Here is a 23401-nt window from a genome sequence, read left to right as displayed (position 1 = left end):
AGGGCCCTAGACCGACTGGTTGACATAGCGCATCATCTCGTCGGCGGCCTGGATGACCTTGGCGTTGATCTCGTAGGCCCGCTGCGTCTCGATCATGTCGACGAGTTCCTGCACGGTCGAAACGTTCGAGGCCTCGAGCGCGCCCTGGCGGATCCGCCCAACACCGGCCTCGCCGGGGTTGCCGACGGTCGGAGCGCCGGAGGCGACCGTCTCGCGGAACAGATTCTCCCCCACCGGCTCGAGCCCGGCCGGGTTGATGAAGGTGGCAAGCGTGATCCGCCCGAGCTCGGCCGGCTCGGTCTCGCCCGGGTTCAGGGCCGACACCGTGCCGTCGGGCGCGATGGTGATGCCGGTTGCGCCTTCGGGGATCTGGATCTCGGGGACGATCCGGTAGCCCTGCGGAGTCACGATCCGGCCCTCGCCGTCGCGGGTGAAGGCGCCGGCACGCGTGTAGGCCGAGGTGCCGTCCGGAAGCTGCACCTCGAACAGCCCCTCGCCGTCGATCGCGAGGTCGAGCGCGTTCCCGGTGAGGGTGAAGCCGCCCTGGGCGTGGACGCGCTCGGAGCCGGCCACGCGCACGCCGGCCCCCGTCGCGAGGCCCATGCCGAAGCGGTTGTCGGCGCCCGCCGGTGCGCCGGCCGGCCGCTCGGTCTGGTAGAGCAGGGTCTCGAAGGCCGCGCGGTCGCGCTTGAAGCCGACCGTGTTGGCGTTCGCGAGGTTGTTCGAGATGGTCCGGAGGCGGGCGTCGAGCGCCTCGAGCCCCGACCGCGCGATGTGCAGTGCCCCTGGCATGTTGTGCCTCCTATCCTTCCACCCGCATCAGGCGGGCGGCGCTCTCGTCCATCTCCTTCGCGGCCGCGAGGAGTTTGGTCTGGATCTCGAAGCCGCGCGACTGCTCGACGAGTTCCACGAGCACGCTCGCGGCCTCGACGTTGCTCATCTCGAGCGCGCCGGTCCGGAGCCGGGCGAGCGGGTCCGCCTCGAGCGGGGGGTCGGTGCGGAACAGCCCATCCTTCCCGCGGGCGAGCGCGCCCGGCTCGGGCGACACCAGCTTCAGGCGCGCCACCTCCACCCAGGGCTGGTCATCGGCCAGCCGCGTCTCGACGGCGCCATCGGCCGCGATGCGCACCGCGCCGGCGCCTGCCGCCACCACCACCGGCGCGCCATCGGCGCCGAGCACCTGCTCTCCGCTGCCGGTGAGCAGGCGACCCTCGGCATCGAAGCGCAGGTCACCGCGCCGCGTGTAGGCTTCCGCACCGCGGGCGTCGGCCACGGCGAGCCAGGCCCCGCCTTCCATGACGAGGTCGAGCGGCTGGTCGGTCACCACCACACGGCCGGTGCGCATGAGATCGTGGAGCATCTCGCCGCCGGCCTGCACCCGGGTCGAGAGCGCGGCGCCGTCGGCGGGCGAGACGAGGTAGCCCTGCTGCATCGCCGTCATCTCGCGGCGGAAGCCCGGAGTCTCGATGTTGGCGAGGTTGTGCGCGGTCACCGCCTGCCGCTCGCTCGCGCGCTGCATGGCGGTGAGCGCGGTGTAGATCAGCCGGTCCATCAGCTGTTCCGCAGGTTGACGATGGTCTGGAGGAGGGACGAGGCCGTGTCGATCGCCTTGGCGTTGGCCTGGAAGGTGCGCTGGGCGTTGATGAGGCCGACGAGCTCTTCGGTCAGGTCGACGTTCGAGCGCTCGAGCGACCCGGCGGCAATGGTGCCGAAGCCGTCCTGACCGCCCTGGCCCACTTCGAGCGGGCCGGAGGACTGCGAGAGCGTCCAGCTCGAGTTGCCGTTCTGCTTCAGTCCCTGCGGGTTGGGTACGTTGCCGAGCGCCAGCTTGCCGATGGCGATGACCTCGCCGTTCGAGAAGCTCGCGCGCACCACGCCACGAAGGTCGACGCCCACGCCCTCGAGCCGCCCGGGCGCGTAGCCGTTCTGCTCGGTGAAGCTCACGTTGAACGGCTCGGCGAGCTGGGTGGAGCCCGCATGGTCGATGGTGAAGCCCCCCGACATCGCGATCGGCCCGGCCGGCGAGACCAGCACGCCGTCGGCGTCGAACACGAGCTGGAAGGGCGGCGTGTCGGGCACCAGCTCCGCATCGCCGCGGAAGGCGCGCACCTCCCAGATCTTGTCGGTCGAGTCCGGGTCGGGATTCTCGATGCGCCGGTAGTAGAGGGTGACCGGGCTCGCCCGGCCGGCCGCATCGTAGACGGTGGTCGAGGTGGCGGCGTTGAAGCTCGCGGGATTGTCGCGGTTGAAACTGGGCACCGGCACGGTCGCAGCTGCCGGCAGGTTGGCGATGAAGCGGACGGCCGTGGTCGCGACCGGCAGGCCCGAGGTGGTGGGGATGCGGAGCGGCTGGAGGGCGGAGAGGCCGATCGCCGTCGGCGACCCGTCGGGCGTGACGGGCAGCACCTGGAGCCGCCGCCCCTCGTTGTCGACGACGTAGCGTTCGGCGTCCACCTGGAAGGCGCCGTTGCGCGAGAGCGCGAGCGAGTCCGCCTGGTCCCCGCCGCCTTTCACGAGGAAGAAGCCGGGGCCGCCGATCGCGAGGTCGAGCGCGGAGCTGGTGGTCTGGATGCCCCCTTGGGCGAACTGCTGGGTGACGGCGCCGATGGCGACGCCCGCGCCATTCACCCGGTTCGCCGCCTGGGTGGGCGAGCGATTCACGATGTCGGCGAACTCCACGCGCGAGCGCTTGAAGCCCGTCGTGTTCACGTTGGCGATGTTGTTCGAGAGCGCCGCGAGCTCGGTCTGGGCCGCGTTGAGGCCGGTGAGCGAGATGAAGAAGGACATGGAGTCTCCCTTCCGGTCAGGCGATGAGGCGCGCGTCGCGCATGGGAAGCTGGCGTCCGTCCGCCATCACGAGCACATGGTTTCCGGCCGGATCGAGATTGACCTGGGCGACGACGCCCTCGGCGCCGTCGACGCCTGCGACGACGCGCCCGAGCCACAGCGGCGCCGAGCTCCGGGTGTCTCCGGCGAGCGTGGCTGCCAGCCGGTTGAGCCCGACCGACATCTCTGTCACCCCCGAGACGGTCGCGAACTGGGCGAGCTGGGCCACGAACTGGCTGTTGTCCATGGGCGAGAGCGGGTCCTGGTTCTTGAGCTGGGTCGTGAGCAGAAGGAGGAAGTCCTCCTGGCCGAGCTGGCGCGGACCGGTACGCCCGGCCGGCTCCGGCGCAGGCGCGGTCAGGCCCGGGATGGCGAGCGCGGTCATCGGCCGAGCCGCAGCGTCTCGAGGGTGAGCGCCTTGCCGGTCTCGAGCACCTCGATGTTGTTCTGGTACTGCCGGGCCGTCTCGACCAGCTCGACGAGCTCGGCGTTCGTGTCGACCGCAGCGACGTGGACATAGCCTTCGGCGTCCGCAAGCGGATGGCCGGGCTCGTGGCGGCGCCCCGGTTCGAGCGCGGCCGTCACCACGCCGGCGATCCCCACCGTCGCCCGGCCGGTCGCGCCGTCGTAGAGCGTCTGGAACACCGGCTTCAGCGCCCGGAACGCGCCCTCGCGGGTGGCGGAGACGGACCCTGCGTTGGCGAGGTTGGAGGCGGTCGTATTCATCCGCACGAGAAGCGCGCTCATCGAGCGCCCGGCGATGTCGAACAGGCTGAGGGGCTGGCTCATGTCCGTCTCCTCCGGCTCATTCGATCCGCATGGCGGCCTTGAGCGCGCCGATGCGGGAGTCGAGGAAAGCAAGGCTGGTGCGGTAGCGCAGCGCCGTCTCCGCGAACTGCACCTGCTCGACCGCAAGCTCGACGCTGTTGCCGTCCATGGCGCCCTGCACGGGCCTGCGGTAGCGGAGCGCCGGCTCGGCCGGCCGCGCGCCGGGGTCGATGTGAGCTGCTGCGGTGCGCACCAGCGGCAGCCGGCCATCTGCCTCACGGTCGGCGAGCACGGCGGCAAAGTCGAGGTCACGCGCGCGGTAGCCGGGGGTTGCCGCGTTCGCGATGTTCGAGGCGAGCACGGCGAGGCGCTGGCTGCGCACCTCGAGCGCCTGGCCCGAAACACCGAAGAAGCGGTCGAGGCGATCCATGGTCGGCCCCTCGCGTCGTTCCCCTGCGGCGACAAGCCGTGCCCGGCTGCCGTCTCGCGGTTTCGGCGACAGGCCCCGGCCCGGATGACCGGCGGCCCCGCCGCTCCGCTTACCGGCAAGAAGCGTGCCAACCGCGGCGGCAGGACGCGCAGCAAGGCATGGCGGCCCGTTTCCGGCGCAGAGGCGGCACGAACATGCCGGTGCCGGCGGCACGCCCGTGCCGAACTCCGTCCCGGTGCGCAGCGTCGGCCGCGGCCCCCCGCCAGTGACGGCCGCATGGCACGAAGCTTGCTGGGTTGATGGCATCCGCAACCCGAGCCTTGCCGAGGACCTGCATGCCCGCTTCGCCTCTCGCCGTCCCGCCGCACCGCCGCGCCGCCGAGGCCGGCCTGCTGCCTGCTGCCGCGCTCCTCCTGCTTCTCCCCGCGCTTCCGGGCCTGGCCGCCGCTGGCAACGGCGCCGCCGCGCTGCGGGCCGAGGCCGAGGCCGCGGCGGGAGCGCCGGTCGCCATCGATCCCCGCCTGCGCGTCCCCGACTGCCCCGGCGGCTTCCGCTTTGCCCCCGGCGCCGAGGGCCGCACGCTCCGCATCGCCTGCCCGGCCAACGGCTGGCAGGCGGTTGCGCCCGTGGCGAGCAGCTCGGCATCTGCGGCATCCCCGGCCGGAGCGCGACCGGCGCCGTCCGTGCGCCGGGGCGACGTCGTCACCGTCGGCTTCGACGGCCCGGGCTTCCGCGTGACCGTGGAGGCCGTGGCTGAAGCCAGCGCCGGCCCGGGCGAGCGCGTGATGCTTCGGAACCGGCTCACGGGCCAGCGCTTCCCGGCGACCGTGGGCACCGATGGCGAAATGGTGGCGCTTCGTCGCTAAACGCCAAGCCTCGCCTGCCGTTCAATGGGCTGCCGGAGTCCGCGGTCGGCCTCCGGCTTCTGGCACAGAGACGGACGATGGTCGAAGGTATCAAGGGTTCCAAGGGCTTCAGCCAGCTTGGCGGCACCGACACCGCGCGGGCCGCCACCGGCGGCGGGCCGGCACCGGTTGCGAAGCCTGGCGCGGTCGGGCGGCCGCAGGTCTCCGGCCCACGCGAACCGTTCGACCTTTCCGCCGTCTCCGGCGCCAGGGGCATTGCCCGCGATCTCGCCATCCGCCCGCCCGTCGACGCCCCGCGGGTGGCGGCCCTCCGGCTTGCCATCGAGGCGGGCAGCTACCGGCCCGACGCCGACGCCATCGCCGGCGCCATGATCGCCCAGGAACTCCAGGCCCTCGCCGCGCGCCGCGGCTGACAGCGAGGGCGGCCAGCGAGGAGGGGGAGGCGAGGAGGGGGAGGCGAGGAGGGGGAGCCGAGGCCGGGCACCTTGGGGCGCGCCGGGAAGAGGGGTGGACCGGGGCCGGGCCCCTTCAGGAAAGCGCGAAGCCTCGCGCGCGAAAGCGCTCCGGTAGCGGCGCGACCACCTCGCGCCACTGTCCATCCGCACCGGCGAACCCGAGCGCGTGGGCGTGCAGCATCAGCCCGCCCGGCTCGCCCCGGCCATAGCGGGCGTCCCCCACGATCGCGCACCCCGCGCCAAGCCGCGTCGCGTGCACGCGGAGCTGGTGCGTCCGCCCCGTCTCGGGCCGGAACCGCACGAGGGCCACGCCGTCGCGCCTTGCCAGCACTTCCCAGCGCGTGACTGCCGGCAGGCCGCCTTCCGCCACGTCCATGCGCCAGCCGGTACCGGGCCGCGAGCGCTTGACGAGCGGTGCCTTCACCACCCCGCTCGCCGCCTCCGGTGCGGGCGCCACCAGCGCGAGATAGACCTTCTCCACCTGGCGCGCGGCAAAGGCCCCCATCAGCCGCCGGAGCGAGGCCGGCCGCTTCGCAAGGAGGAGGCAGCCGCTCGTGTCCGTATCGAGCCGGTGCACCGGCTTCCAGACAAGGCCTGCGCCCGCGAGCCGGGTCTCGAGCGAGTCGCACGTGCGCGGCCCCGGGTGGACGGCAAGGCCGGCCGGCTTGTCCACAACGAGGCACTCCCGGTCCTCGTGGAGAATCGCAGGCAGCGACAGGCGCGCACGGGGCATGTCAAGACCCGAACTTAAGCGAATCCCCGTCAAGCCGTGAAGGGCGCCGAGGCTTCGCGTCCAGCGGGCCCGACCACGGACAAGGGAACGGGAACATGAGCGTCATCAACACCAATCTCGGTGCGCTGAAGGCCCAGAACGGTGGCCGGATGGCCCAGCTGGATCTGAGCCGGGCCATGGAAAGGCTTTCGACGGGCCTCCGGATCAACAGCGCGAAGGACGATGCGGCCGGCCTCGCCATCGCCCAGCGGATGACCGCCGACGTACGCGGTCTTGCGATGGCGATGCGCAACGCCGGTGACGGCATCAGCCTTGCCCAGACGGCGGAAACGGCGATGGGCGAGATCACCAACATGCTCCAGCGGATGCGCGAGCTGGCGGTGCAGTCGTCGAACGCGACCTTCTCGAACCAGGACCGCGCTGCGCTCCAGGCTGAGGTTCGACAGCTCGTCGGCGAGATCGAGAATGTCGCCACGCGGACCAGCTTCAACGGCATCCGCCTGCTCGACGGCTCGTCGCGTTCGCTCACCCTGCAGACCGGCGCGCGCGCCGGCGAGACGGTGCGCCTTGGCATCAACTCGACCCGCACGTCCGACCTCGGCACCGGCGAGGCCCCGGGCCTGACGGCCACGGGGCGCTTCGAGGTCTTCGCGACGGACGTCGCCACCACCCGCGACAATGCTGTCACCAATGGCCGGCTCCGAGCTGGCGACCTCATCATCAACGGGGTGGTGATCGGCCAGTCGCTGGCTTCCGACGACACCGTGTCGGCCGGGGCGAAGGAGGCTTCGGCCGTTGCGAAGGCGGCCGCCATCAACCGGCTGAGCGGACAGACCGGCGTGCGCGCGGTGGTGAACAGCACCGTGATGGAAGGCTCGGCCATGACCGCTGCGACCGGCGAGGGCACCATCACGGTGAACGGCGTCACGACTGGGACGGTGGCCGTCACCGCCGACGCTGCCGAATCCCGGGCACGGGTCATCGCTGCGATCAACGCCATCTCCGGCCAGACCGGGGTGACCGCCGTCGAGACGGGCGCCGACAACCTCGGCGTCCGCTTGGTTGCGGCCGACGGCCGGAACATCGAGGTGTCACTGACCCAGACCAGCGGCAGCTTCACTGCTGCCACCACCGGCCTCAGGCCCGGGCTGCAGACCGGCACCTACAGTCTTCTTTCGGAAAATGGCCGTCCGATCGTGATCTCCGGCCCGCCCAACCCGCAGGCGGCCTCTCCGGGTCAGCTGTCCCGCGCCGGGCTGCAGGCGGGCACCTTCGTCGCCGGTGTCTCGCAGGCCTCCAGCGACACCCGGGCGGTCAATGCCGGCGCAGCGCTTGCGCTTGGCGACCTCGTCATCAACGGCGTGACCATCCGTGCCAGCCGCGCTGAGGATGACACGGTTTCGAACACGGTGGCGACCAACAGCGCCAAGAACCGCAGCGCGATCGCGATTGCTGCTGCCATCAATGCCTCCTCGGCCGAAACCGGGGTGACTGCGCGGGCGAACGCCGTCGCAATCGACGGCGCTGCCTACACGGCGAACACGTCGGCCTGGACGCTCACGATCAACGGTATCGACATCAACATCCTCGCGGACGCAACCCGCGACGTCTTCATCCAGACCGTGAACCAGTACACGGGTCTCACGGGGGTGCGCGTGGAGGACAATGGACAGGGCCTGTCGTACGTCGCCCAGGACGGCCGGAACGTTGCGATCTCGGTCGGGACCGGCGTCGCTGCAGCCGCAGCTGGCCTTGGCACGTCTGCCCTGATCCGGGGGTCGAGCGAGACCTACACCGTGACGGCGGGTGCTCACACGGGCGCAGCGGTCGCCTATGGCACCGTGACGCTGGAGAGCACCAAGTCCTTCACCGTGAACGCCGGGAGCCAAGGCTACACCAACTTCCGTAACCTTGGGTTTGAGGCCGGAACCTTCGGTGCAGAGTCCGGTGGGCTGCGGATCAAGGACGTGGACATCTCCACCCAGTCTGGCGCGCAGGAGGCTCTGAACTCGATCGACGCCGCGCTCCAGGCGGTGGCCATCAACCGCGCCGAGCTCGGCGCCGTCCAGAACCGGCTCGAGGCGACCATCAGCAACCTCACTTCCACCAGCACCAACACGGTGGCGAGCCGCAGCCGGATCCAGGATGCCGACTTCGCGGTCGAGACCACCAACCTCGCCCGCAGCCAGATCCTCCAGCAGGCGGCGCAGGCGATGCTGGCCCAGGCCAACCAGCAGCAGCAGTCGGTGCTCCAGCTGCTCCGCTAGGCCGCGCGCGCCAGCGGCGGCAAGGGAAGGGCGAGGGGACCACCCCTCGCCCTTCTTCCGTTGCGGGTAGCGCAACCGCACGCGTCCGCGCTCCGCGCCCCCTTGCGGCAGGGGCTCACGGCGCTAACATGGGACGGTGAAAGGATGTCCATGAGCAAGCCCGGCGGCGGCGACGCCAAGAGCACCCTCTACTGTTCCTTCTGCGGCAAGAGCCAGCACGAGGTGAAGAAGCTGATCGCAGGACCGACGGTCTTCATCTGCGACGAATGCGTCGAGCTGTGCAACGACATCATCCGCGAGGAATCGAAGTCCGCGCTTGTCAAGACGCGCGACGGCGTGCCGACGCCGAAGGAAATCTGCAGCGTTCTTGACGACTATGTCATCGGCCAGTCGGTCGCCAAGCGCGTCCTCTCGGTCGCCGTCCACAACCACTACAAGCGCCTTGCCCATGGGGCGAAGGGCGCCGACGTCGAGCTGGCCAAGTCGAACATCCTTCTCGTCGGCCCAACGGGCTGCGGCAAGACGCTGCTCGCCCAGACGCTGGCCCGCATCCTCGACGTCCCCTTCACCATGGCAGATGCGACCACGCTGACCGAGGCCGGCTACGTGGGTGAGGATGTCGAGAACATCATCCTGAAGCTGCTCCAGGCCTCGGACTACAACGTCGAGCGCGCTCAACGCGGCATCGTCTACATCGACGAGATCGACAAGATCAGCCGCAAGTCCGACAACCCGTCGATCACCCGCGACGTTTCGGGGGAGGGGGTGCAGCAGGCGCTCCTCAAGATCATGGAGGGAACGACGGCGAGCGTGCCGCCGCAGGGCGGGCGCAAGCACCCGCAGCAGGAGTTCCTCCAGGTCGACACCACCAACATCCTCTTCATCTGCGGCGGGGCCTTCGCCGGGCTCGACCGGATCATCTCCGATCGGCTCCAGGGCAAGTCGATCGGCTTCGGCGCCCATGTCGCCGCCCCCGAGGAACGGCGGGTGGGCGAGGTGCTGCGCGCCTGCGAACCGGAGGACCTGCTCCGCTTCGGGCTCATCCCCGAGTTCGTGGGCCGGCTTCCGGTCATCGCCACGCTCGAGGATCTCGACGAGGAGGCGCTCGTGCGCATCCTCACCGAGCCGAAGAACGCGCTCTGCAAGCAGTATGCGAAGCTCTTCGACATGGAGGGCGTGCGCCTGCGCTTCACCGATGACGCCCTTGGCGCGATCGCCCGCAAGGCGATCGACCGAAAGACCGGCGCCAGGGGCCTCCGCTCGATCATGGAGGGCATCCTCCTCGACACCATGTTCGAGCTGCCAAGCCTCGAGAACGTCGAGGAAATCGTGGTGGATGCCGAGGTGGTGGCCGGGCGCAAGGCCCCCGTGCAGGTGCTGCGGACCGACAAGGCCGCCTGAGCGCCGGCTGGCGGCGTCCGTCAGGCCCGGGCGTGCGGGCCGGAAGGACAGGGGCGGGGCGGGAGGGCCGCTTGCAGGGAGCAGACGGCACGCCGGGGGGGATGCAAGGCGGCCTTCTTGCGAACTATCACCGGTGTCAGATGACGGAGCGTTGCCCAGGACCTAGTCTCCGCAAGAGGGAAGACGGGAGCAGCGCATGGCAACCATCGCATGGCAGCCTGACGTCGCGCGGCCGCTGGCCGACATGTCCAAGTTGCGGGAGCCCGAGTTCCGCAACACGCCGATCACGCCCGAACGCTACTTCTCGAAGGAGTGGGCAGACCGGGAGTGGGAGAAGCTGTGGACCCGCACCTGGCAGATCGCCGGCATGGTCGCCCAGCTGCCGAACCGGGGCGACTGGCTGACAGCCGACTTCGGCCCGGAGACCATCCTCTGCGTCCGCGGTGACGATGGCGAGGTGCGCGCCTTCTACAACGTCTGCCAGCACCGCGGCATGCCCGTGGTCTCGGGCGAGCAGGGCAACGCCCGCCGCCTCGTGTGCCCCTATCACGGCTGGGCCTATGACCTGGCCGGCAAGCTCCGGACCGTGCCCGACGAGGCGGACTTCCTCCAGGGCTCGCCCTGCGGCAGGCTCAACCTCGTCGAGATTCCCTGCGAACTCTGGGCCGGGTTCGTCTGGATCAACATGGACCCGAACGCCGTGCCGCTTCGCACCTATCTTGGGCCGATCGTGCCGCAGATCGAGACCTACCCCATGGAGAAGATGGTGCGTACCCACTGGGTCACCATCGAGGGCAACTTCAACTGGAAGCTCGTCCAGGACAATTTCAACGAGAGCTACCACGTTCCCTTCGTCCATCCGCAAACCAAGTTCGTGATGGAATATTCCCATCACTACTGCCAGTTCGACCTCTACCCCGAGGGCCATGCGCGGATGTTCATGCCCGGCGCCGGGCCCACCCGCCAGCTCCAGGGCGGCGAGAACGAGACGCTCGCCTATCTCGCCGAGGAACTCGCCTTCTGGGGGCTCGACCCCGAGCAGTTCCGGGGCGGGAAGACGCGCGAGATCCGCGCTGCGCTCCAGAAGGCCAAGCGCGAGAAGGGTGCCGAGAAGGGCTTCGACTTCTCGACCTACCGCGACGAGCAGCTGACCGACCACTGGCACTACACCATCTTCCCCAACCTTTCCTTCAGCCTGAAGCCCGACGGGAACATCTGGCTTCGCGCCCGGCCGCACGAGCGCGACCCGGAGAAATGCTACTTCGACATGTGGTACCTGACGCTCTTCCCCGAGGGGACCGAGCGCTACTACTCGCAGAGCATGGCGGAGTGGGTCGATCTTTCGGTGCCCGCGCCCCACGTGCAGGGCAAGGCCGGCGAGGTCTCGTGCGGCCCCGGGATCGACCAGGACGTGGCGATCTGGGAAGCACAGCAGCGCGGCCTGAAGTCCCGCGGCTACCGGCGCGACTATCTCGCCTGGCAGGAGCGGCGGGTCCGCTACTTCCACGAGAACCTCGAGAAGTGGCTGGCGGACTGAGGCGCGGGAGCGACGGACCGAAGGACCGAGAGGGCGGCAAGGGGCCGCAAGGGGAGGGGAGGGCATGCCGGTTCTCATCACGGCCGTGATCGATCTCGATCCGGCAGGCGCGGAGCAGGCGCTCCTCGACGCCCAGCCCTTGATCGCCGCCTCGCGGGCCGAGGCCGGGTGCCGCGCCTACGACTGGGCGCTGGACCCGGCGACGCCGGGGCGCATCCACGTCTTCGAGGAGTGGGAGAGCGAGGAGGCGCTTGCCGCCCATTTCCGCGACCCGAGCTATGCCGCCATGCGCGACCACATCGGGCGGTCCGGCCTCCGGGCAGCGCAGTCGCGGAAGTATCGCTGCGATCTGGTCGAGCCGGTCTATGATGCCGCCGGCGTGCCGCAGGCGCACTTCGGGAGGATGGGCGGGTGATCAGCGGGTTCACGGGCGAGCTTGCCGATCGCCTCGCCATCCGCGAGCGGATCGAGGCCTACAACGATGCCGTGTTCCGCCGCGATGCGGAGGACTGGGCGGCCTGCTGGGCCGAGGATGCCGTCTGGGAAGTGGCAGGCCAGCGGGCCGAGGGCAGGGCGGCCATCAAGGCGCTGTGGCTCCAGCTCATGGCCGGCTTCGAGGCCGTCGGCATGTACGTGAACCATGGCGCCGTCGCGGTTGAGGGCGATGCCGCCACCTCCCGCTCCTACATGCTCGAGGTGATGAAGGAGGTGGGTGGCACCGAGCGGCTCGTGGTGGGCCGCTACGACGATCACCTCCGCCGCGACCCGGACGGCGCCTGGCGGTTCACCTCCCGCGCCTATTCGGTGCTGCAGGTCCGCTGAGTCTCCGCGCCGCCACCGGGCAGGGCCGGCGCCTTCAGCCGGCCCCGAAGTGGGCGTAAGAGGGGTCGGCCGGGCCGCGGGCGCCGAAGGCGTGGTCGGCAAGGCGCGCGCGGTCCCAGATGTCGGTGGAGGGGGCGCTGCTGCTCCAGTCGTAGACGGCGTGGCGGTGCGCGATCTTCCACGTGCCGTTGCGGCGCGTGAATCGATCGAGGTAGCGGCCCGCCGCGACCATGAAGGTCTCGCCCGCCTCGCCGGGGAGGACATGGTGAGCGACGAAGTAGCTCTCGCCGCGCGCCACGTCGCCGTCCAGCTCGATGAGGATGTTGCCGATGACGTGCTGGGTGCGGACCATTCCGGCAAGCACCTCCATCACCCACGGCACGAAGGCGGCGGCCGTTCCCCGGAAGAGCCCGTGATCGTCGGTCGCATCCGGGTGGAACACGCTTCGCACCAGCTCCGCGTCGCACCGGTCGATGCCGCGCGCGAGGCGGTGAACGAGGTCGCGGCAGGCCTCCCGGTCGAGAAGCGCCTGCACGCGGGGGTCGAGCGGCTCGGCCATGTCAGGCTCCGGTGTGGAGGGGGTCGTCGGGCGCGCGCGCGCCGCGCCGGGTGAGCGTGCCGTAGAGCGGCCCATCCCACCGGCAGGTGGACGGGCCGTTCCGGTTCCAGTCCATGACGTAGCGGCGGTGGAGGATCCGCCACGCGCCCTCGCGCTTCTCGAGGCGGTCAAGGTAGCGCCCGCCCACTTCCATCTCCTGGGCACCCTCCGGCCCGGGCACCTCGTGGTAGGCGCGGCAGTAGGTCTCGGCCGTGGCGCCGTCGCCCTCGATCTCGACCAGCATGTTGCCGAGGAAGTGCTGGGTGCGCAGCATCTGCCGGAGCGCGGCGATGGTCGCCTCGGACCAGTCGCCGGCCGGCATCGGCCCGCTGCCATAATCGCAGAGGGCCTCGGGCCACCAGACGCTCTGGAGGAGCGGGAGGTCGCAGCGGTCGATCGCCCGGGCGTAGCGGGCGAGCACGTCGGCGATCGCGAGCCGGTCGGCAAGCAGCTCGCGCGCGCTCATCGCGTCCTGAGCTCCGCGCGGCGGCAGCTGAGATCCTGAGGCGCGCGCGTGCCCATCGGAAAGCCGGGCTGGCGGGAGAGGATCTCGTCTGCCGCCGGCTCGGTGCGCACCCAGTCCACGAGCTCGCTGCGGTGGGCAATCTTCCAGACGCCCGAGCGCCGCTCGTAGCGGTCGACGTAGCGGCCGGCGACGAAGAAATCCTTGGGCTCGCCCTCTTCCTCGACCCGGTGGAAGGCCTGGAAATAGACTTCGCCGAAGGCGAGGTCATCGCCTTCGAACTCGATCCGAACCTGGCCGATCATGTGGTGGTTGGCGGCGTGGCGCGAGAGCACCTCGTGGGCAAAGGCGATGAAGCCGTCGACGTCGCCGCGCCAGCCCTCGCCATAGTCGGTGGTCGCGTCGTCATGGAACACCGAGCGGGTGAGCGAGAGATCGAGCCGGTCGAGCCCGCGCATGTAGGTGCTGGCCAAGTCATGGATGGCGTTTCGGCTTTCCAGCCGGTCGAGGCGGGCGGCAAGGTCAGTCACCGGAAAGGATCCTGTCGAGGGTCATGTGGAACTGGCGGATGCGGGCCTCCTGGTAGTTGCCCAGCGTCTGCCCGCGCTTGCGCGAGGCCTGGAAGCCCCGCCACTGGGCGGCGAGGTTGTCGGTGTCCTGGTCGTAGACCGCGCCGAGTCCGGGATCCATGCCGGGCGCGCTGGCGTAGGACTCGCCGGCGGGCACGAAATGCGGTTCGGGCGGGTAGGAAAGGCCGGTGCCCTCGGGCACGAGCTTCAGGAAGACGAGGTCGAAGAGGGTGCGTGCCGGGTCCATGCCGATCGGCCGGAACCGGTAGATCATGGGGAGCGACACGCCGGGGAACAGGCACATGTTCGGGAAGAGGTGATACTCGATCGAGTCGATCATCTCGCTGTCGGACCATTCGGAGAGATCGACTCCCCAGGCCGCGCCGAGCTCGGCCCTGAGCTTCTCGGCCGCAACCGCGCGCGCGGTGCGCCCTTCCGGCACGACGGCGCCATCAAGGCGCATGCGGTCGAGGATCTCCTGCTCGGTGAGCTGCCCCTCGAAGTGCGGGCTCGGCGTGCCGATGGTGTGGACGAAGCGCGTCACGTAGTCGGAGAAGATGTCGTAGCAGGCGTTGGCATCGCCCGCAGTCGCGAGCGCCTGCGCGTGCGTCTCGACCACGTGGTAGGCCTCGAGGAAGGCTTCCTGCGCGGCCTTCCAGTTGGTGGGAAGCTCCTTCTGGATGTGGAGCGCGATGCGGCGCTTCGAGAGATCCCAGCGGCCCGAGAAATGGTCCAGAAGGGGCCCGAGCTGCTCGGCGAGCGGGCGCGCGTTCGGGTCCATGTTGATGAAGACGAAGCCGCCCCAGAGCTCCACCTTCACCTGCGGGAGCGCGAAGGCCTCGTCCGTCACGTGCGGGAAGTCCCAGCGGCAGGGCACGTGCGCAAGCGCACCCTCAAGCGTCCAGCGCCAGCCATGGAAGGGGCAGCGCAGCTCCTGCGCGCAGCCGCTCGCGCCCGGCGGCTTCAGCTGCGTGCCCCGGTGGAGGCAGGCGTTGACGAAGCCCCGGATCACGCCGTCCGCCCCACGCACGAGGAGGACCGAGTGGCGGCCGACGTCGTAGACCAGCCAGTCCCCTGCCTCGGGGAGATGCTCCTCGCGGCAGGCCCATTGCCACACCCGCGGCCAGAGGTGCGTCATTTCCCGCTCGAAGACGGCCGGCGAGGTGTAGCGGTCGTAAGAGATGTCGGAGTCGCCGAGGAAGACGTAGCGCTCGGCGACGAGCGCGTCGGGCACCTCGCAGCCGTCGGCCCGGATGATGTCGCGGGCGGAGGGGCCAGGGCAGCGCGCCTCGCCCGGCGCTGCGGCAGGGAGGGCTGGGTCATCAAGGGCCATCGGGCTGCTCCCCACAGCGCGGCATCAGAAGCGGACCCCGGCGCGCAGCTGAACCGTCCGCGGCGCCGAACCATAGCCGAGGATATCACCCGGAATGGCGGTGGGAAGGCCGGTGTTGGCACCCGTGAGCGGTGCCGGGCCGCCGCCCAGCGCGTAGAACTGGTTGCCGAGGTTCTTGCCGATGAGCGCCAGCTCCCACCGGTCATCGATGGTGGCCACGCGGACGCCGGCGTCGATGACCATGTAGGCCGGCTGGCGCGTGCGCTCGTCGCCGAAGGTCGACGTGATGTAGGAGTCGCTGAAGCGCCAGTCGAAGTTGGCGCCGAGCTTGAGCGTGCGGGAAACCTCGGTGTCATAGGCAATGCCGAGGTTGGCGGTGACCCGCGGCGCCATGGCGGTCGGCCGGCCGCTGAGATCCTGGAACGGCACCCCTCCGACGAAGCGCGTGCAGCCTTCCGCCGGGCTCTGGCCAGCAAAGCAGGGGGCCTCGAAGTTCTCGTAGCGCGCGACATTGTAGTTGACCGAGCCGCTGAAGAGGAGGCCGGGCGCCGAGGCGGGGGCGAAACTCACTTCCGTCTCCACCCCCTTCGAGCGCGCCTGGCCGGCGTTGTAGGTCACGAAGGCGAACACCTCGGGGTTGAAATAGTCCACCTGAAGGTCGGTGAAGCGGAAATTGTAGCCGGTGATGTTCACGCGCAGGGTGCGGTCAAGGAACTCTGTGCGCACGCCGAGCTCCCAGCCCTTGCCCTTCTCGGGGTCGAACAGCATGTCACCGGCTGGGTCGTTCGACAGCGCGGAGTTGATCGCGCTGTTCGAGAACCCGCCCGACTTGTAGGCCGAGCGGTAGGCGCCATAGACGAGGAAGCCCTCCTTCGGCTTCCAGCTTGCCGTGAACTCGGGCGACCAGTCGTTGAAGGTCTGGTCCCCGAAGACGGTTCCGTTGACGGCTGCCGACTGGGGCCGGAAGATGCCAGTCAAGAAGGCGTTGACGTAGGGCTGGGTGAAGAAGCTTACCTTCGTCTCGTGGATGTAACGCACTCCTGCGGTGAGCTCGACGGCGGGGATGACGTTCCAGATGAGCTGTCCGTAGGCCGAGACCGTCTCGCCGTCGGTCTCGGACAGCTTCGAGTAGGAGATGAAGCGGTTCTCGGGGGCAGCGCGCGAGTCCTCAGAGCCGGCGAAGACCACGGCCTGATAGAAGTCCCGGCCGGACTTCTGGTAGAGCCCGCCCAGCATCAGGTTGAGAGGGCCCTCGAATGTCGTCAGCCCCCGCACCTCCTGGCTGAAGGACCAGAAGCTCGAGTCCTCCGTCGCCCAGACGCCGGCGCCGAGAAAGTCGCAGTCGCAGCCGAACCGGTTGTTGTTCCAGTTGTAGTTGGTGATGGAGGTGAGGGTGAGGCGCTCGGCTGCCCAGGTCACGCCGCCGGTTACCTGCCATGACTTGTAGCGGTTGTAGAGCTGCCCGTCGGGCCGGGCGAACGGCAGGCTGTTCGCCAGCGCCTGCGGAAAGTCGTTCTGGAAGATCACGAAGTCCCTTTGGCAGGGGTAGGCGGGGTTGTTGGTCTGGAAGCCACCAACGCAGTTGACGGCGGCATAGTTCCAGCCGTTGCCGATGGTGAAGTTGTTGGCGCCAGACCCCTTGACCGTGATCGCGAGCTGCTCCGTGGGCTCCCACTTCAGCGTCGCGCGGCCGATCAGCTCCTCCTCCTGGGGCTGTTCGCGCGCGGCGGCCGGCGCGACGTGGGTCGTCGCCTGGAAGGTTGCAGCGTCAATGGTGGTGTAGACCGAGTCCTCGGCGCGGTTCTCGTAGTAGCCGCCCCACATCTTCGAGCCGCGGAAGGCGAGGCGGATACCGAACCGGTCGGTCACGGGCAGGGAGACGATGGTCTCGCCGACGACCTGCCGCGCCGCGAACTCGTAGCCCATGCGGGCAATGATCTCCCGCTCCGGGCCCGGATCGGCCGTGGTGAGGGACACGACGCCGGCGGTCGCGTTCTTGCCGTAAAAGAGCGACTGTGGGCCTTTCAGCACCTCGACTCGCGCCAGGTCGAAGAAGCCTTCGTTGATGATGCGCCCCTGGCCGTAATAGACGTTGTCGACGACGATCGCGACCGACTGCTCGATCCCGATCGAGGTGGCCGACGACCCCACCCCGCGCATGGTGAGCTGCGCGCCGGCGCCGTTCGATGCCCGGCCCACGGTAAACTGCGGCGTGGCGGCGGCAATCCGCTCGAGCGAGGTGAGGTTGCGGCGGTCGATGAGGTCGCTCCCGAAGGCCTGGATTGCGACCGGAATGTCCTGGAGGGTCTCCTCGCGCCGGCGGGCCGTCACCACGATGTCGGCAAGGCCGGCCGTCTCGGCAGCAGCCGTCTGCGGCCCCGGTGCGGCGCCGCCCCCCTGCGCTGCAACCGGCGCGGCCGTTGCAAGCGTCGCCGCGCAACCGAGCAGGCGCGCCACCTCCATGGCACGTGGAGCCATTCCATCCTCCCTCGCTTGTCGCCCGGGTTGGTTCCCGGCCGTCATCGGGTTCCCGCCACCGCAGCCGGCGGGACCCCTCCCTCATGCGGAATGTACCGACGGGAGGGGCGCAGGGCGCCTGACCTTTTGGGCGGGGGTCAGGCGCCGGCGATGACGGTTGCGGTGCGCAGGGCAGCTCGGCCCCGCTCGCGCTCGAGCGCACCTGAGGCGGCATCGCGCAGCGCGGCGTCGCCCGTTGCGGAGACGCCGCTGCGGGCCAGCCCTTCCGCAACCGCCTCCGCCCGTGCACGGGCGAGATCGGCGGGCTCGTCGGAAGCCGCGCGCCCCTCGACACGGACTTCGGGGATGCGCCAGCGCGCAAGCGTCCAGCCGATCGTGTCGACCGCCTCCGCATCCGGCTCTGCGCTGCCTGCGGCAAAGCCAAGGGGGGGAAGCGGGCCGAAGGGTGGCACGAGCCGCACCTCCCAGTCGGGGTAGCGGGCGGCGAGCCGGCGTTCGAGGTTGCGGACTTCGGCGAGCGGGAGCGTCTGACCGACCGGCAGGCGGACGAGCGCCCTGCGGCTGTCGCGGTCGATGGTGATGTCGGTTGCGCCCGTGGCCAGCGCGAGCTGGTCCCTGAGGGCCGCAGCGGCCAGCTCGACCGGCCCGGGCCGGCCGGCCTCGGCCAGTGCTGGCCGAAGCGTGCGCGGATCCTGGTCGAGGACCACCTGGTGCAGGCTGAGCGCGAACGGCATGCCGACCCGGCCCTCCAGCTGCTGCGTGATCTTCTGCACCGCGTCGGCCCGGAAGGCGGGGGTGAGAACGACGGCGCGGACCTCGACGGGCGTCGTGCCGAACTCCGGGTCGAGCGACTCGATGCGGACCTCCCTGCCGAACTCGGACAGGATGGCGTCGCGCACGGTGCGCGTGAACAGGGTCTCCTCGGCGATCTGCCGGAGCGAGACGCCGAGCGGGATCGCGAGCAGGAGGAAGACGGCCAGGATGCCCCAGCCCTGACGGCGGCTCTGCTCGGGCGACAGCCGCGAGCCGAAGCCGTAGAACTTGGCCATGATGGTGGCCGAGAGCGCGATGGCGACGAAGTTGGTCACGAACAGGGCGAGCGCTCCTGTGAAGACCGGCCAGTCGGCCGTGGCGAGGCCGAAGCCCACCACCGCGAGCGGGGGCATGAGGGCGGTCGCGATGGCAACGCCCACGATGGTCTCGCCGCGGCCGCGGATGGTGGCGTAGCCGCCGGCCAGCGCCGAGAAGATGGCGACCAGGAGGTCGAACAGGCTCGGCCGCGTGCGGGCCATGATCTCGCTGGTGCGATCGGTCAGCGGCGAGAGGAACACGATGAGGGAAGCGAAGGCCACGGCCAGCAGCGCACCGGCCGCCAGCGCGAGGAGACTTTTCCGCACCTGCGCCCAGTCGAAGACGGCAATCGCGAAGCCGAGGCCGATGATGGGGCCCATGAGCGGCGAGACCAGCATGGCCCCGATGATGACGGCCGGCGAGGAGAGGAGCAGCCCGAGGATGGCGATCCCGGCCGACATGAGCACCATGAAGGCGTAGCGCGGGGTCCAGCCGGCATCTGCCTCGACGCGGGCGAGGATGGAGGGGTGGTCGATCTCGTCGAGGAGATGCGGCGGGCGGAGCGCAAGGAACGCGCGCTCGAGGCCGCGCTGGGCGCGTGCGGCCAGCGAGTTGGGCGGCTGGCGCGGCGCCGTCTCGACGTTCACGGGCGCGTGATCATGCCAGCCAGGTCACGGCTCGCAGTCCTCCCGCGGCTTCGACCTGCCGAGTGCCCGGCCGAGACCGCGGCCAAGGCTGCCGGCAATCGCGCCACCCACGCCGGCCGCCACGTCCTGCGCGGCGTCGGGCTTGCACTTCGGCTTGCCTGACGACGACGCGCTGCCAGCGACGGCGCCCCCCGGCGTGTCCATGCCGGAAATGGCGCCGGTGCGGGCGACGAACCGCGCCTTGACCGCCCATTCCTGCACCCAGGGGATCTTGGGATCCTCAGGGCGGGGCGGGTGGATGATGTTGACCTCAGGGCCGTGGGACACGAGGGTCAGAAGCGCGCCTTCGGCGGCCGCCATCACCTCCCGGGGCACGGTGCAGGTGGTCGTGGCCGGGGCGAGGAGCTGGCGGCGCTGGACGAGGCGCGCGGCCTCGGCAGGCGCCACGAAGTCGGCAAGGCCGGAAAGGAAGGTCTGCACCTCCGAGGAGGACCAGAAGACGACGGTGCCCTCGTCCCGCTCGCTGCCGCCGAACAGCTGGGCGAAGTGACCGGTGGCCCCGGCCTGCGTGTTCCAGTCGAGCCGGAGCGCCCCGTTCGGAAGCGGGGTCTGGCGAAGGACCAGCGGCGCCATCCAGTCCTGCTGCAGGCTGAACGCGATCTCGGGCGTGGACGGGCCGACCACCCGGTGGTCCCCGACCAGGGAGGCGTTCGCGGGGATGCCCTTCCGGCTCGGCGGGTCGTCGTTGGGCCAGCCGCCGTAGGTGGGGTAACGCGAGGCCGAGGGCGGGTTGGCGATCCGCACCGTCTCGGCGGTGAAGAGGTTGGGGGGCATCTGCCCTTCCGCGATCTTCGCGAAGTCGAAGACGACGGGCTGGCCCGGACGCGCCGTCTCGCCGCAGCCCCAGAAGAGGAGGAGGCGGCCCTTCGGCCGCTCGAACGGCGGAATGTCCTCAGGGACGCCGGGCTGCGGCGGCGGCGCCTTCGGCGGGGCCTTCAGAAGAAGCGAGGGGCCCATCTGCATGCCCGACGGGATCATGTGCGTGCCCGTCGGCGCCCCCTTCGGCGGCAGCCGCGAGCCGAGATCGAGCGACAGGATCTTGACGGCGCCGCCGCCGCCCAAGGCCATGCGCATCATCTGGCCCATGTCGGCTGCGGCACCCGGAGACATGGAGAAGCCCGACTGGGTGGCGGCCGAGAGCCAGTAGTGGGTGGGCGGAGGCACCACCTTCTGCGGCGGCGGCTTCTGCTGCGCCACCACCGGCGCGGCCAAGAGGGAAGCGACGAGCACAAGGGGGACGTTTCGCATGGGCCTCTCCTCCGCACTCGTCCCTATGGCGCTCGCCTGCCGCGGGCAAGCTCTTGACCGGGCCCGTGGCGCAGCGGAGAGGCCGACAGTGACCGAAAACCTGCCGCTCCAGCTCCTCGTCTCGGGCGTGCTGGTGCTGGCGACGGTCGCCATCCATGCCGTGGGTCTCATCCTCCTTTCCCGCCTGCTCCGCCGCGAGGCCCGCGAGGAAGTGGAGCGGCACATCCGGCCGCTCTCGCTCGAGGGGGTGACGATGGTGGTCGCGCTCGTCGCGGGCCTGTTCCTCGTGCACGGGCTCGAGATCCTGCTCTACGCGCTTCTGTTCCTGGGCGCGGGCGCCGTGCCGACCCTGGCGGACGCGATCTTCTTCTCGGCGATGACCTACGGCACCGTCGGCTATTCGGACGCGCTGCTCGACCCCGCCTTGCGACTGGTCGCCGCGGTCGAAGGCATCAACGGCCTGCTCCTCATCGGCTGGTCGACGGCCTTCTTCGTGACGCTCATGGGGCGTCTCATCCGATGACGGGAAGGGCGAAGGAGCTCATTGCCGCGCTCGGCCTTGCGCCGCACCCGGAGGGCGGCTGGTACCGCGAGACGCTGCGCGTGCCGGCAGCAGACGGCGGGCGGGACGTGGTGACCGCCATCCACTTCCTCCTCGAGGAGGGCCAGCGCTCGCACTGGCACCGGGTGGATGCGACCGAAATCTGGTGCTGGCACGGCGGCAGCCCGCTCGAACTGCGCATGGCCGAAGGGGAGGGGGGCCCAGTGCGCGCCATCCGCCTCGGTGGCGACGTGCTGGCCGGCGAGGCGGTGCAAGCGGTGGTGCCCGCCGGCTGGTGGCAGGCAGGCCGTCCGCTCGGGGGCTGGGCGCTCGTTTCCTGCATCGTGGCCCCAGGCTTCCGCTTCGAGGGCTTCGCGCTGGCGCCGCCAGGCTTCGAACCGGGCAGCTGATCAGGCCGTCGCTGCCGGAGGTTCGCCCGGGACGTAAAGCTCGCCGCCCATCTCGCGGAACTCGCGCGACTTCTCGGCCATGCCTTCCATCGCCAGCATCTCCTCGGCGTTGAGGCGGGCGGCGTGGTCGCGCACGTCCTGCGTGATCTTCATGGAGCAGAACTTCGGCCCGCACATGGAGCAGAAGTGCGCCGTCTTGGCACCCTCGGCGGGCAGCGTCTCGTCGTGGAAGGCCTCGGCCGTTTCGGGGTCGAGCGAAAGGTTGAACTGGTCGCGCCAGCGGAACTCGAAGCGGGCCTTCGACAGCGCATCGTCCCGGAGCTGGGCGGCGGGGTGCCCCTTCGCGAGGTCGGCCGCGTGGGCGGCCAGCTTGTAGGTGATGACACCCACCTTCACGTCGTCGCGGTCGGGAAGGCCGAGATGCTCCTTGGGCGTCACGTAGCAGAGCATGGCGGTGCCGAACCAGCCGATCATCGCCGCGCCAATCCCGCTCGTGATGTGGTCATAGCCCGGCGCGATGTCGGTGGTGAGCGGCCCCAGCGTGTAGAAGGGTGCCTCGCCGCACGCTTCGAGCTGCTTTTCCATGTTCACCCTGATCTTGTGCATCGGCACGTGGCCCGGGCCCTCGATCATCACCTGGCAGTCCATCTCCCAGGCCACCCTCGTCAGCTCGCCCAGCGTCTCGAGCTCGGCGAACTGCGCGCGGTCATTGGCATCGGCGATCGAGCCGGGGCGCAGGCCGTCGCCCAGCGAGAAGGAGACGTCGTAGGCCCGCATGATCTCGCAGATCTCGCGGAAGTGGGTGTAGAGGAAATTCTCCTTGTGGTGGGCGAGGCACCACTTCGCCATGATCGAGCCGCCACGGCTGACGATGCCCGTCACCCGGTTGGCAGTCAGGTGGATGTAGGGGAGCCTGACGCCTGCGTGGATCGTGAAATAGTCCACGCCCTGCTCGGCCTGCTCGATGAGCGTGTCGCGGAAGATCTCCCAGGTGAGCTCCTCGGCAACGCCGCCCACCTTCTCGAGTGCCTGGTAGATGGGCACGGTGCCGATGGGGACGGGCGAGTTCCTGAGGATCCATTCGCGCGTGTCGTGGATGTTCCGGCCCGTCGAGAGATCCATGACCGTGTCGGCCCCCCAGCGGATGGCCCAGACCATCTTGTCCACTTCCTCGGCAACCGAGGAGGCAACCGCCGAGTTGCCGATATTGGCGTTGATCTTGACGAGGAAGTTGCGGCCGATTGCCATCGGCTCCAGCTCGGGGTGGTTGATGTTGGCCGGGATGATGGCGCGGCCGCGCGCCACTTCGTCGCGCACGAACTCGGGCGTGACATGGGCCGGGATGGAGGCCCCGAAGCTCTCGCCGTCCGCCACCCGTTCGAGTGCTGCCTCGCGGCCGAGGTTCTCGCGGATGGCGACGAACTCCATCTCGGGCGTGATGATGCCGCGGCGGGCGTAGGCCATCTGCGTCACCGCGCCCGCCTTCGCGCGGCGCGGCCGGCGGTTGGGGTGGGCGAACGGGCGGCTCTCGCCGCGGGCCGCCGCGCCGGGGCGCAGGCCATTGTCCTCGGGGCGGACCTGCCGGCCCTCGTAGCGCTCGGTGTCCCCGCGGGCGTCGATCCACGCATCGCGGATGCGCGGGAGGCCGGCGTGGATGTCGATCATCGCGGCGGGGTCGGTGTAGGGGCCCGACGTGTCATAGACACGGAACGGCGGTTCGCCGCCCGAGAGCGCGATCTCGCGCAGCGGCACGCGGATGTCGGGGAACAGGCGCCCGGGCACATGGACCTTGGTCGACGCCGGCAGCGGGCCGGTCGTCACGCCGATTTCGGACAGGGCAGGGCGGTCAGCCATTCGTTCCTCCAGCTGGCTGGCCCG

Annotated in this window: 24 protein-coding genes; 9 read left to right on the top strand and 15 right to left on the bottom strand. The window is 70.2% G+C overall.

Annotated features, from left to right (window positions below; translation table 11 throughout):
- Positions 1 to 6 precede the first annotated feature (6 nt).
- The 6 genes from flgG to flgB are packed head-to-tail and all read right to left on the bottom strand — an operon-like array spanning position 7 to position 4024.
- Entirely contained in the window at positions 7 to 792 is a 786-nt protein-coding gene (flgG, locus tag H3H34_RS03970; RefSeq protein ID WP_194743910.1) for a flagellar basal-body rod protein FlgG, read from the bottom strand.
- A gap of 10 nt (positions 793 to 802) precedes the next feature.
- On the bottom strand, positions 803 to 1552 hold the full coding sequence (locus H3H34_RS03965; protein WP_194743909.1) for a flagellar basal body rod protein FlgF: 750 nt from the start codon (positions 1550 to 1552) through the stop codon (positions 803 to 805).
- Positions 1552 to 2787, bottom strand: coding sequence for a flagellar hook protein FlgE (locus tag H3H34_RS03960; RefSeq protein ID WP_194743908.1), 1236 nt, complete (start codon positions 2785 to 2787; stop codon positions 1552 to 1554). The genes H3H34_RS03965 and H3H34_RS03960 overlap by 1 nt, the downstream gene beginning before the upstream one ends.
- 16 nt (positions 2788 to 2803) lie before the next feature.
- Positions 2804 to 3211 carry a flagellar hook assembly protein FlgD gene (locus H3H34_RS03955; RefSeq protein WP_194743907.1) on the bottom strand — a complete coding sequence of 136 codons (408 nt, stop codon included), beginning with the start codon at positions 3209 to 3211 and terminating at the stop codon, positions 2804 to 2806.
- Positions 3208 to 3615, bottom strand: a complete 408-nt coding sequence (gene flgC, locus H3H34_RS03950; protein WP_194743906.1) for a flagellar basal body rod protein FlgC — start codon at positions 3613 to 3615, stop codon at positions 3208 to 3210. Before flgC ends, H3H34_RS03955 begins: the two co-directional genes overlap by 4 nt.
- A 16-nt stretch (positions 3616 to 3631) precedes the next feature.
- Positions 3632 to 4024, bottom strand: coding sequence for a flagellar basal body rod protein FlgB (gene flgB / locus H3H34_RS03945; protein ID WP_194743905.1), 393 nt, complete (start codon positions 4022 to 4024; stop codon positions 3632 to 3634).
- A 335-nt stretch (positions 4025 to 4359) separates the two neighbouring features.
- Between flgB and H3H34_RS03940 the strand changes: the two genes are divergently transcribed.
- On the top strand, positions 4360 to 4890 hold the full coding sequence (locus H3H34_RS03940) for a flagella basal body P-ring formation protein FlgA (protein WP_194743904.1): 531 nt from the start codon (positions 4360 to 4362) through the stop codon (positions 4888 to 4890).
- 77 nt (positions 4891 to 4967) lie between these two features.
- Complete coding sequence (locus H3H34_RS03935) at positions 4968 to 5303, top strand: flagellar biosynthesis anti-sigma factor FlgM (RefSeq protein WP_194743903.1); 336 nt, start codon at positions 4968 to 4970, stop codon at positions 5301 to 5303.
- A 115-nt stretch (positions 5304 to 5418) separates the two neighbouring features.
- Here the strand turns inward: H3H34_RS03935 and H3H34_RS03930 are convergent, their stop codons facing one another.
- Complete coding sequence (locus tag H3H34_RS03930; protein ID WP_194743902.1) at positions 5419 to 6078, bottom strand: RluA family pseudouridine synthase; 660 nt, start codon at positions 6076 to 6078, stop codon at positions 5419 to 5421.
- Positions 6079 to 6173: 95 nt separating this feature from the next.
- Here H3H34_RS03930 and H3H34_RS13500 point away from each other — a divergent pair, with 95 nt between their 5' ends.
- From H3H34_RS13500 to H3H34_RS03905, 5 genes are all read left to right on the top strand, one after another.
- Complete coding sequence (locus H3H34_RS13500) at positions 6174 to 8345, top strand: flagellin N-terminal helical domain-containing protein (protein WP_194743901.1); 2172 nt, start codon at positions 6174 to 6176, stop codon at positions 8343 to 8345.
- Positions 8346 to 8495: 150 nt separating this feature from the next.
- Positions 8496 to 9746, top strand: a complete 1251-nt coding sequence (gene clpX, locus H3H34_RS03920; RefSeq protein WP_194743900.1) for an ATP-dependent Clp protease ATP-binding subunit ClpX — start codon at positions 8496 to 8498, stop codon at positions 9744 to 9746.
- Between the two features lie 196 nt (positions 9747 to 9942).
- Complete coding sequence (locus tag H3H34_RS03915) at positions 9943 to 11283, top strand: aromatic ring-hydroxylating oxygenase subunit alpha (RefSeq protein ID WP_194743899.1); 1341 nt, start codon at positions 9943 to 9945, stop codon at positions 11281 to 11283.
- Between the two features lie 64 nt (positions 11284 to 11347).
- Complete coding sequence (locus H3H34_RS03910; RefSeq protein ID WP_194743898.1) at positions 11348 to 11698, top strand: putative quinol monooxygenase; 351 nt, start codon at positions 11348 to 11350, stop codon at positions 11696 to 11698.
- The gene (locus H3H34_RS03905) at positions 11695 to 12105 is read left to right on the top strand and encodes a nuclear transport factor 2 family protein (protein ID WP_194743897.1); all 411 of its coding nucleotides are present in this window, start codon (positions 11695 to 11697) and stop codon (positions 12103 to 12105) included. Before H3H34_RS03910 ends, H3H34_RS03905 begins: the two co-directional genes overlap by 4 nt.
- A 34-nt stretch (positions 12106 to 12139) precedes the next feature.
- On the opposite strand, the gene H3H34_RS03900 is transcribed toward H3H34_RS03905, so the two are convergent.
- From H3H34_RS03900 to H3H34_RS03870, 7 genes are all read right to left on the bottom strand, one after another.
- Positions 12140 to 12664: a nuclear transport factor 2 family protein gene (locus H3H34_RS03900; protein ID WP_194743896.1), complete on the bottom strand. Its 525-nt coding sequence runs from the start codon at positions 12662 to 12664 to the stop codon at positions 12140 to 12142.
- A gap of 1 nt (position 12665) precedes the next feature.
- Positions 12666 to 13169 (bottom strand): nuclear transport factor 2 family protein, encoded by a 504-nt coding sequence (locus tag H3H34_RS03895; RefSeq protein ID WP_194743895.1) that lies wholly within the window; start codon positions 13167 to 13169, stop codon positions 12666 to 12668.
- The gene (locus H3H34_RS03890; RefSeq protein WP_194743894.1) at positions 13166 to 13696 is read right to left on the bottom strand and encodes a nuclear transport factor 2 family protein; all 531 of its coding nucleotides are present in this window, start codon (positions 13694 to 13696) and stop codon (positions 13166 to 13168) included. The genes H3H34_RS03895 and H3H34_RS03890 overlap by 4 nt, the downstream gene beginning before the upstream one ends.
- Entirely contained in the window at positions 13689 to 15068 is a 1380-nt protein-coding gene (locus tag H3H34_RS03885; protein WP_194743893.1) for an aromatic ring-hydroxylating oxygenase subunit alpha, read from the bottom strand. Before H3H34_RS03885 ends, H3H34_RS03890 begins: the two co-directional genes overlap by 8 nt.
- A gap of 24 nt (positions 15069 to 15092) precedes the next feature.
- Positions 15093 to 17546, bottom strand: coding sequence for a TonB-dependent receptor (locus H3H34_RS03880; RefSeq protein ID WP_235945265.1), 2454 nt, complete (start codon positions 17544 to 17546; stop codon positions 15093 to 15095).
- 137 nt (positions 17547 to 17683) lie between these two features.
- Positions 17684 to 19264: a TIGR00341 family protein gene (locus tag H3H34_RS03875; RefSeq protein WP_194743892.1), complete on the bottom strand. Its 1581-nt coding sequence runs from the start codon at positions 19262 to 19264 to the stop codon at positions 17684 to 17686.
- Between the two features lie 24 nt (positions 19265 to 19288).
- Positions 19289 to 20572, bottom strand: coding sequence for a hypothetical protein (locus tag H3H34_RS03870; RefSeq protein ID WP_194743891.1), 1284 nt, complete (start codon positions 20570 to 20572; stop codon positions 19289 to 19291).
- Positions 20573 to 20660: 88 nt separating this feature from the next.
- Here H3H34_RS03870 and H3H34_RS13955 point away from each other — a divergent pair, with 88 nt between their 5' ends.
- Both H3H34_RS13955 and H3H34_RS03860 read left to right on the top strand, forming a co-directional pair.
- Complete coding sequence (locus H3H34_RS13955; protein WP_194743890.1) at positions 20661 to 21095, top strand: two pore domain potassium channel family protein; 435 nt, start codon at positions 20661 to 20663, stop codon at positions 21093 to 21095.
- Positions 21092 to 21523 carry a cupin domain-containing protein gene (locus tag H3H34_RS03860; protein ID WP_194743889.1) on the top strand — a complete coding sequence of 144 codons (432 nt, stop codon included), beginning with the start codon at positions 21092 to 21094 and terminating at the stop codon, positions 21521 to 21523. Before H3H34_RS13955 ends, H3H34_RS03860 begins: the two co-directional genes overlap by 4 nt.
- Here the strand turns inward: H3H34_RS03860 and thiC are convergent, their stop codons facing one another.
- The gene (gene thiC, locus H3H34_RS03855; RefSeq protein ID WP_194751846.1) at positions 21524 to 23377 is read right to left on the bottom strand and encodes a phosphomethylpyrimidine synthase ThiC; all 1854 of its coding nucleotides are present in this window, start codon (positions 23375 to 23377) and stop codon (positions 21524 to 21526) included.
- Between the last annotated feature and the right edge of the window lie 24 nt (positions 23378 to 23401).

Source organism: Thermaurantiacus tibetensis (assembly GCF_015354055.1).
In the GTDB taxonomy this organism is placed as follows: Bacteria; Pseudomonadota; Alphaproteobacteria; order Sphingomonadales; family Sphingomonadaceae; genus Thermaurantiacus; species Thermaurantiacus tibetensis.
The sequence above is the reverse complement of the archived record's forward strand: the minus strand, read 5'-3'. Positions and strand labels throughout refer to the sequence as shown.

What these genes read in the sequence shown, in the direction of transcription:
- H3H34_RS03915 (WP_194743899.1), top strand. Translation starts at nt 9,943, where the DNA reads ATGGCAACCATCGCATGGCAGCCTGACGTCGCGCGGCCGCTGGCCGAC.
- H3H34_RS03880 (WP_235945265.1), bottom strand. Translation starts at nt 17,546, where the DNA reads ATGGCTCCACGTGCCATGGAGGTGGCGCGCCTGCTCGGTTGCGCGGCG.
- thiC (WP_194751846.1), bottom strand. Translation starts at nt 23,377, where the DNA reads ATGGCTGACCGCCCTGCCCTGTCCGAAATCGGCGTGACGACCGGCCCG.
- flgB (WP_194743905.1), bottom strand. Translation starts at nt 4,024, where the DNA reads ATGGATCGCCTCGACCGCTTCTTCGGTGTTTCGGGCCAGGCGCTCGAG.
- flgG (WP_194743910.1), bottom strand. Translation starts at nt 792, where the DNA reads ATGCCAGGGGCACTGCACATCGCGCGGTCGGGGCTCGAGGCGCTCGAC.
- H3H34_RS03930 (WP_194743902.1), bottom strand. Translation starts at nt 6,078, where the DNA reads ATGCCCCGTGCGCGCCTGTCGCTGCCTGCGATTCTCCACGAGGACCGG.
- H3H34_RS03895 (WP_194743895.1), bottom strand. Translation starts at nt 13,169, where the DNA reads ATGAGCGCGCGCGAGCTGCTTGCCGACCGGCTCGCGATCGCCGACGTG.
- H3H34_RS03870 (WP_194743891.1), bottom strand. Translation starts at nt 20,572, where the DNA reads ATGCGAAACGTCCCCCTTGTGCTCGTCGCTTCCCTCTTGGCCGCGCCG.
- H3H34_RS03900 (WP_194743896.1), bottom strand. Translation starts at nt 12,664, where the DNA reads ATGGCCGAGCCGCTCGACCCCCGCGTGCAGGCGCTTCTCGACCGGGAG.
- H3H34_RS03885 (WP_194743893.1), bottom strand. Translation starts at nt 15,068, where the DNA reads ATGGCCCTTGATGACCCAGCCCTCCCTGCCGCAGCGCCGGGCGAGGCG.
- H3H34_RS03940 (WP_194743904.1), top strand. Translation starts at nt 4,360, where the DNA reads ATGCCCGCTTCGCCTCTCGCCGTCCCGCCGCACCGCCGCGCCGCCGAG.
- flgC (WP_194743906.1), bottom strand. Translation starts at nt 3,615, where the DNA reads ATGAGCCAGCCCCTCAGCCTGTTCGACATCGCCGGGCGCTCGATGAGC.
- H3H34_RS03955 (WP_194743907.1), bottom strand. Translation starts at nt 3,211, where the DNA reads ATGACCGCGCTCGCCATCCCGGGCCTGACCGCGCCTGCGCCGGAGCCG.
- H3H34_RS03860 (WP_194743889.1), top strand. Translation starts at nt 21,092, where the DNA reads ATGACGGGAAGGGCGAAGGAGCTCATTGCCGCGCTCGGCCTTGCGCCG.
- H3H34_RS03965 (WP_194743909.1), bottom strand. Translation starts at nt 1,552, where the DNA reads ATGGACCGGCTGATCTACACCGCGCTCACCGCCATGCAGCGCGCGAGC.
- clpX (WP_194743900.1), top strand. Translation starts at nt 8,496, where the DNA reads ATGAGCAAGCCCGGCGGCGGCGACGCCAAGAGCACCCTCTACTGTTCC.
- H3H34_RS03935 (WP_194743903.1), top strand. Translation starts at nt 4,968, where the DNA reads ATGGTCGAAGGTATCAAGGGTTCCAAGGGCTTCAGCCAGCTTGGCGGC.
- H3H34_RS03910 (WP_194743898.1), top strand. Translation starts at nt 11,348, where the DNA reads ATGCCGGTTCTCATCACGGCCGTGATCGATCTCGATCCGGCAGGCGCG.
- H3H34_RS03960 (WP_194743908.1), bottom strand. Translation starts at nt 2,787, where the DNA reads ATGTCCTTCTTCATCTCGCTCACCGGCCTCAACGCGGCCCAGACCGAG.
- H3H34_RS13500 (WP_194743901.1), top strand. Translation starts at nt 6,174, where the DNA reads ATGAGCGTCATCAACACCAATCTCGGTGCGCTGAAGGCCCAGAACGGT.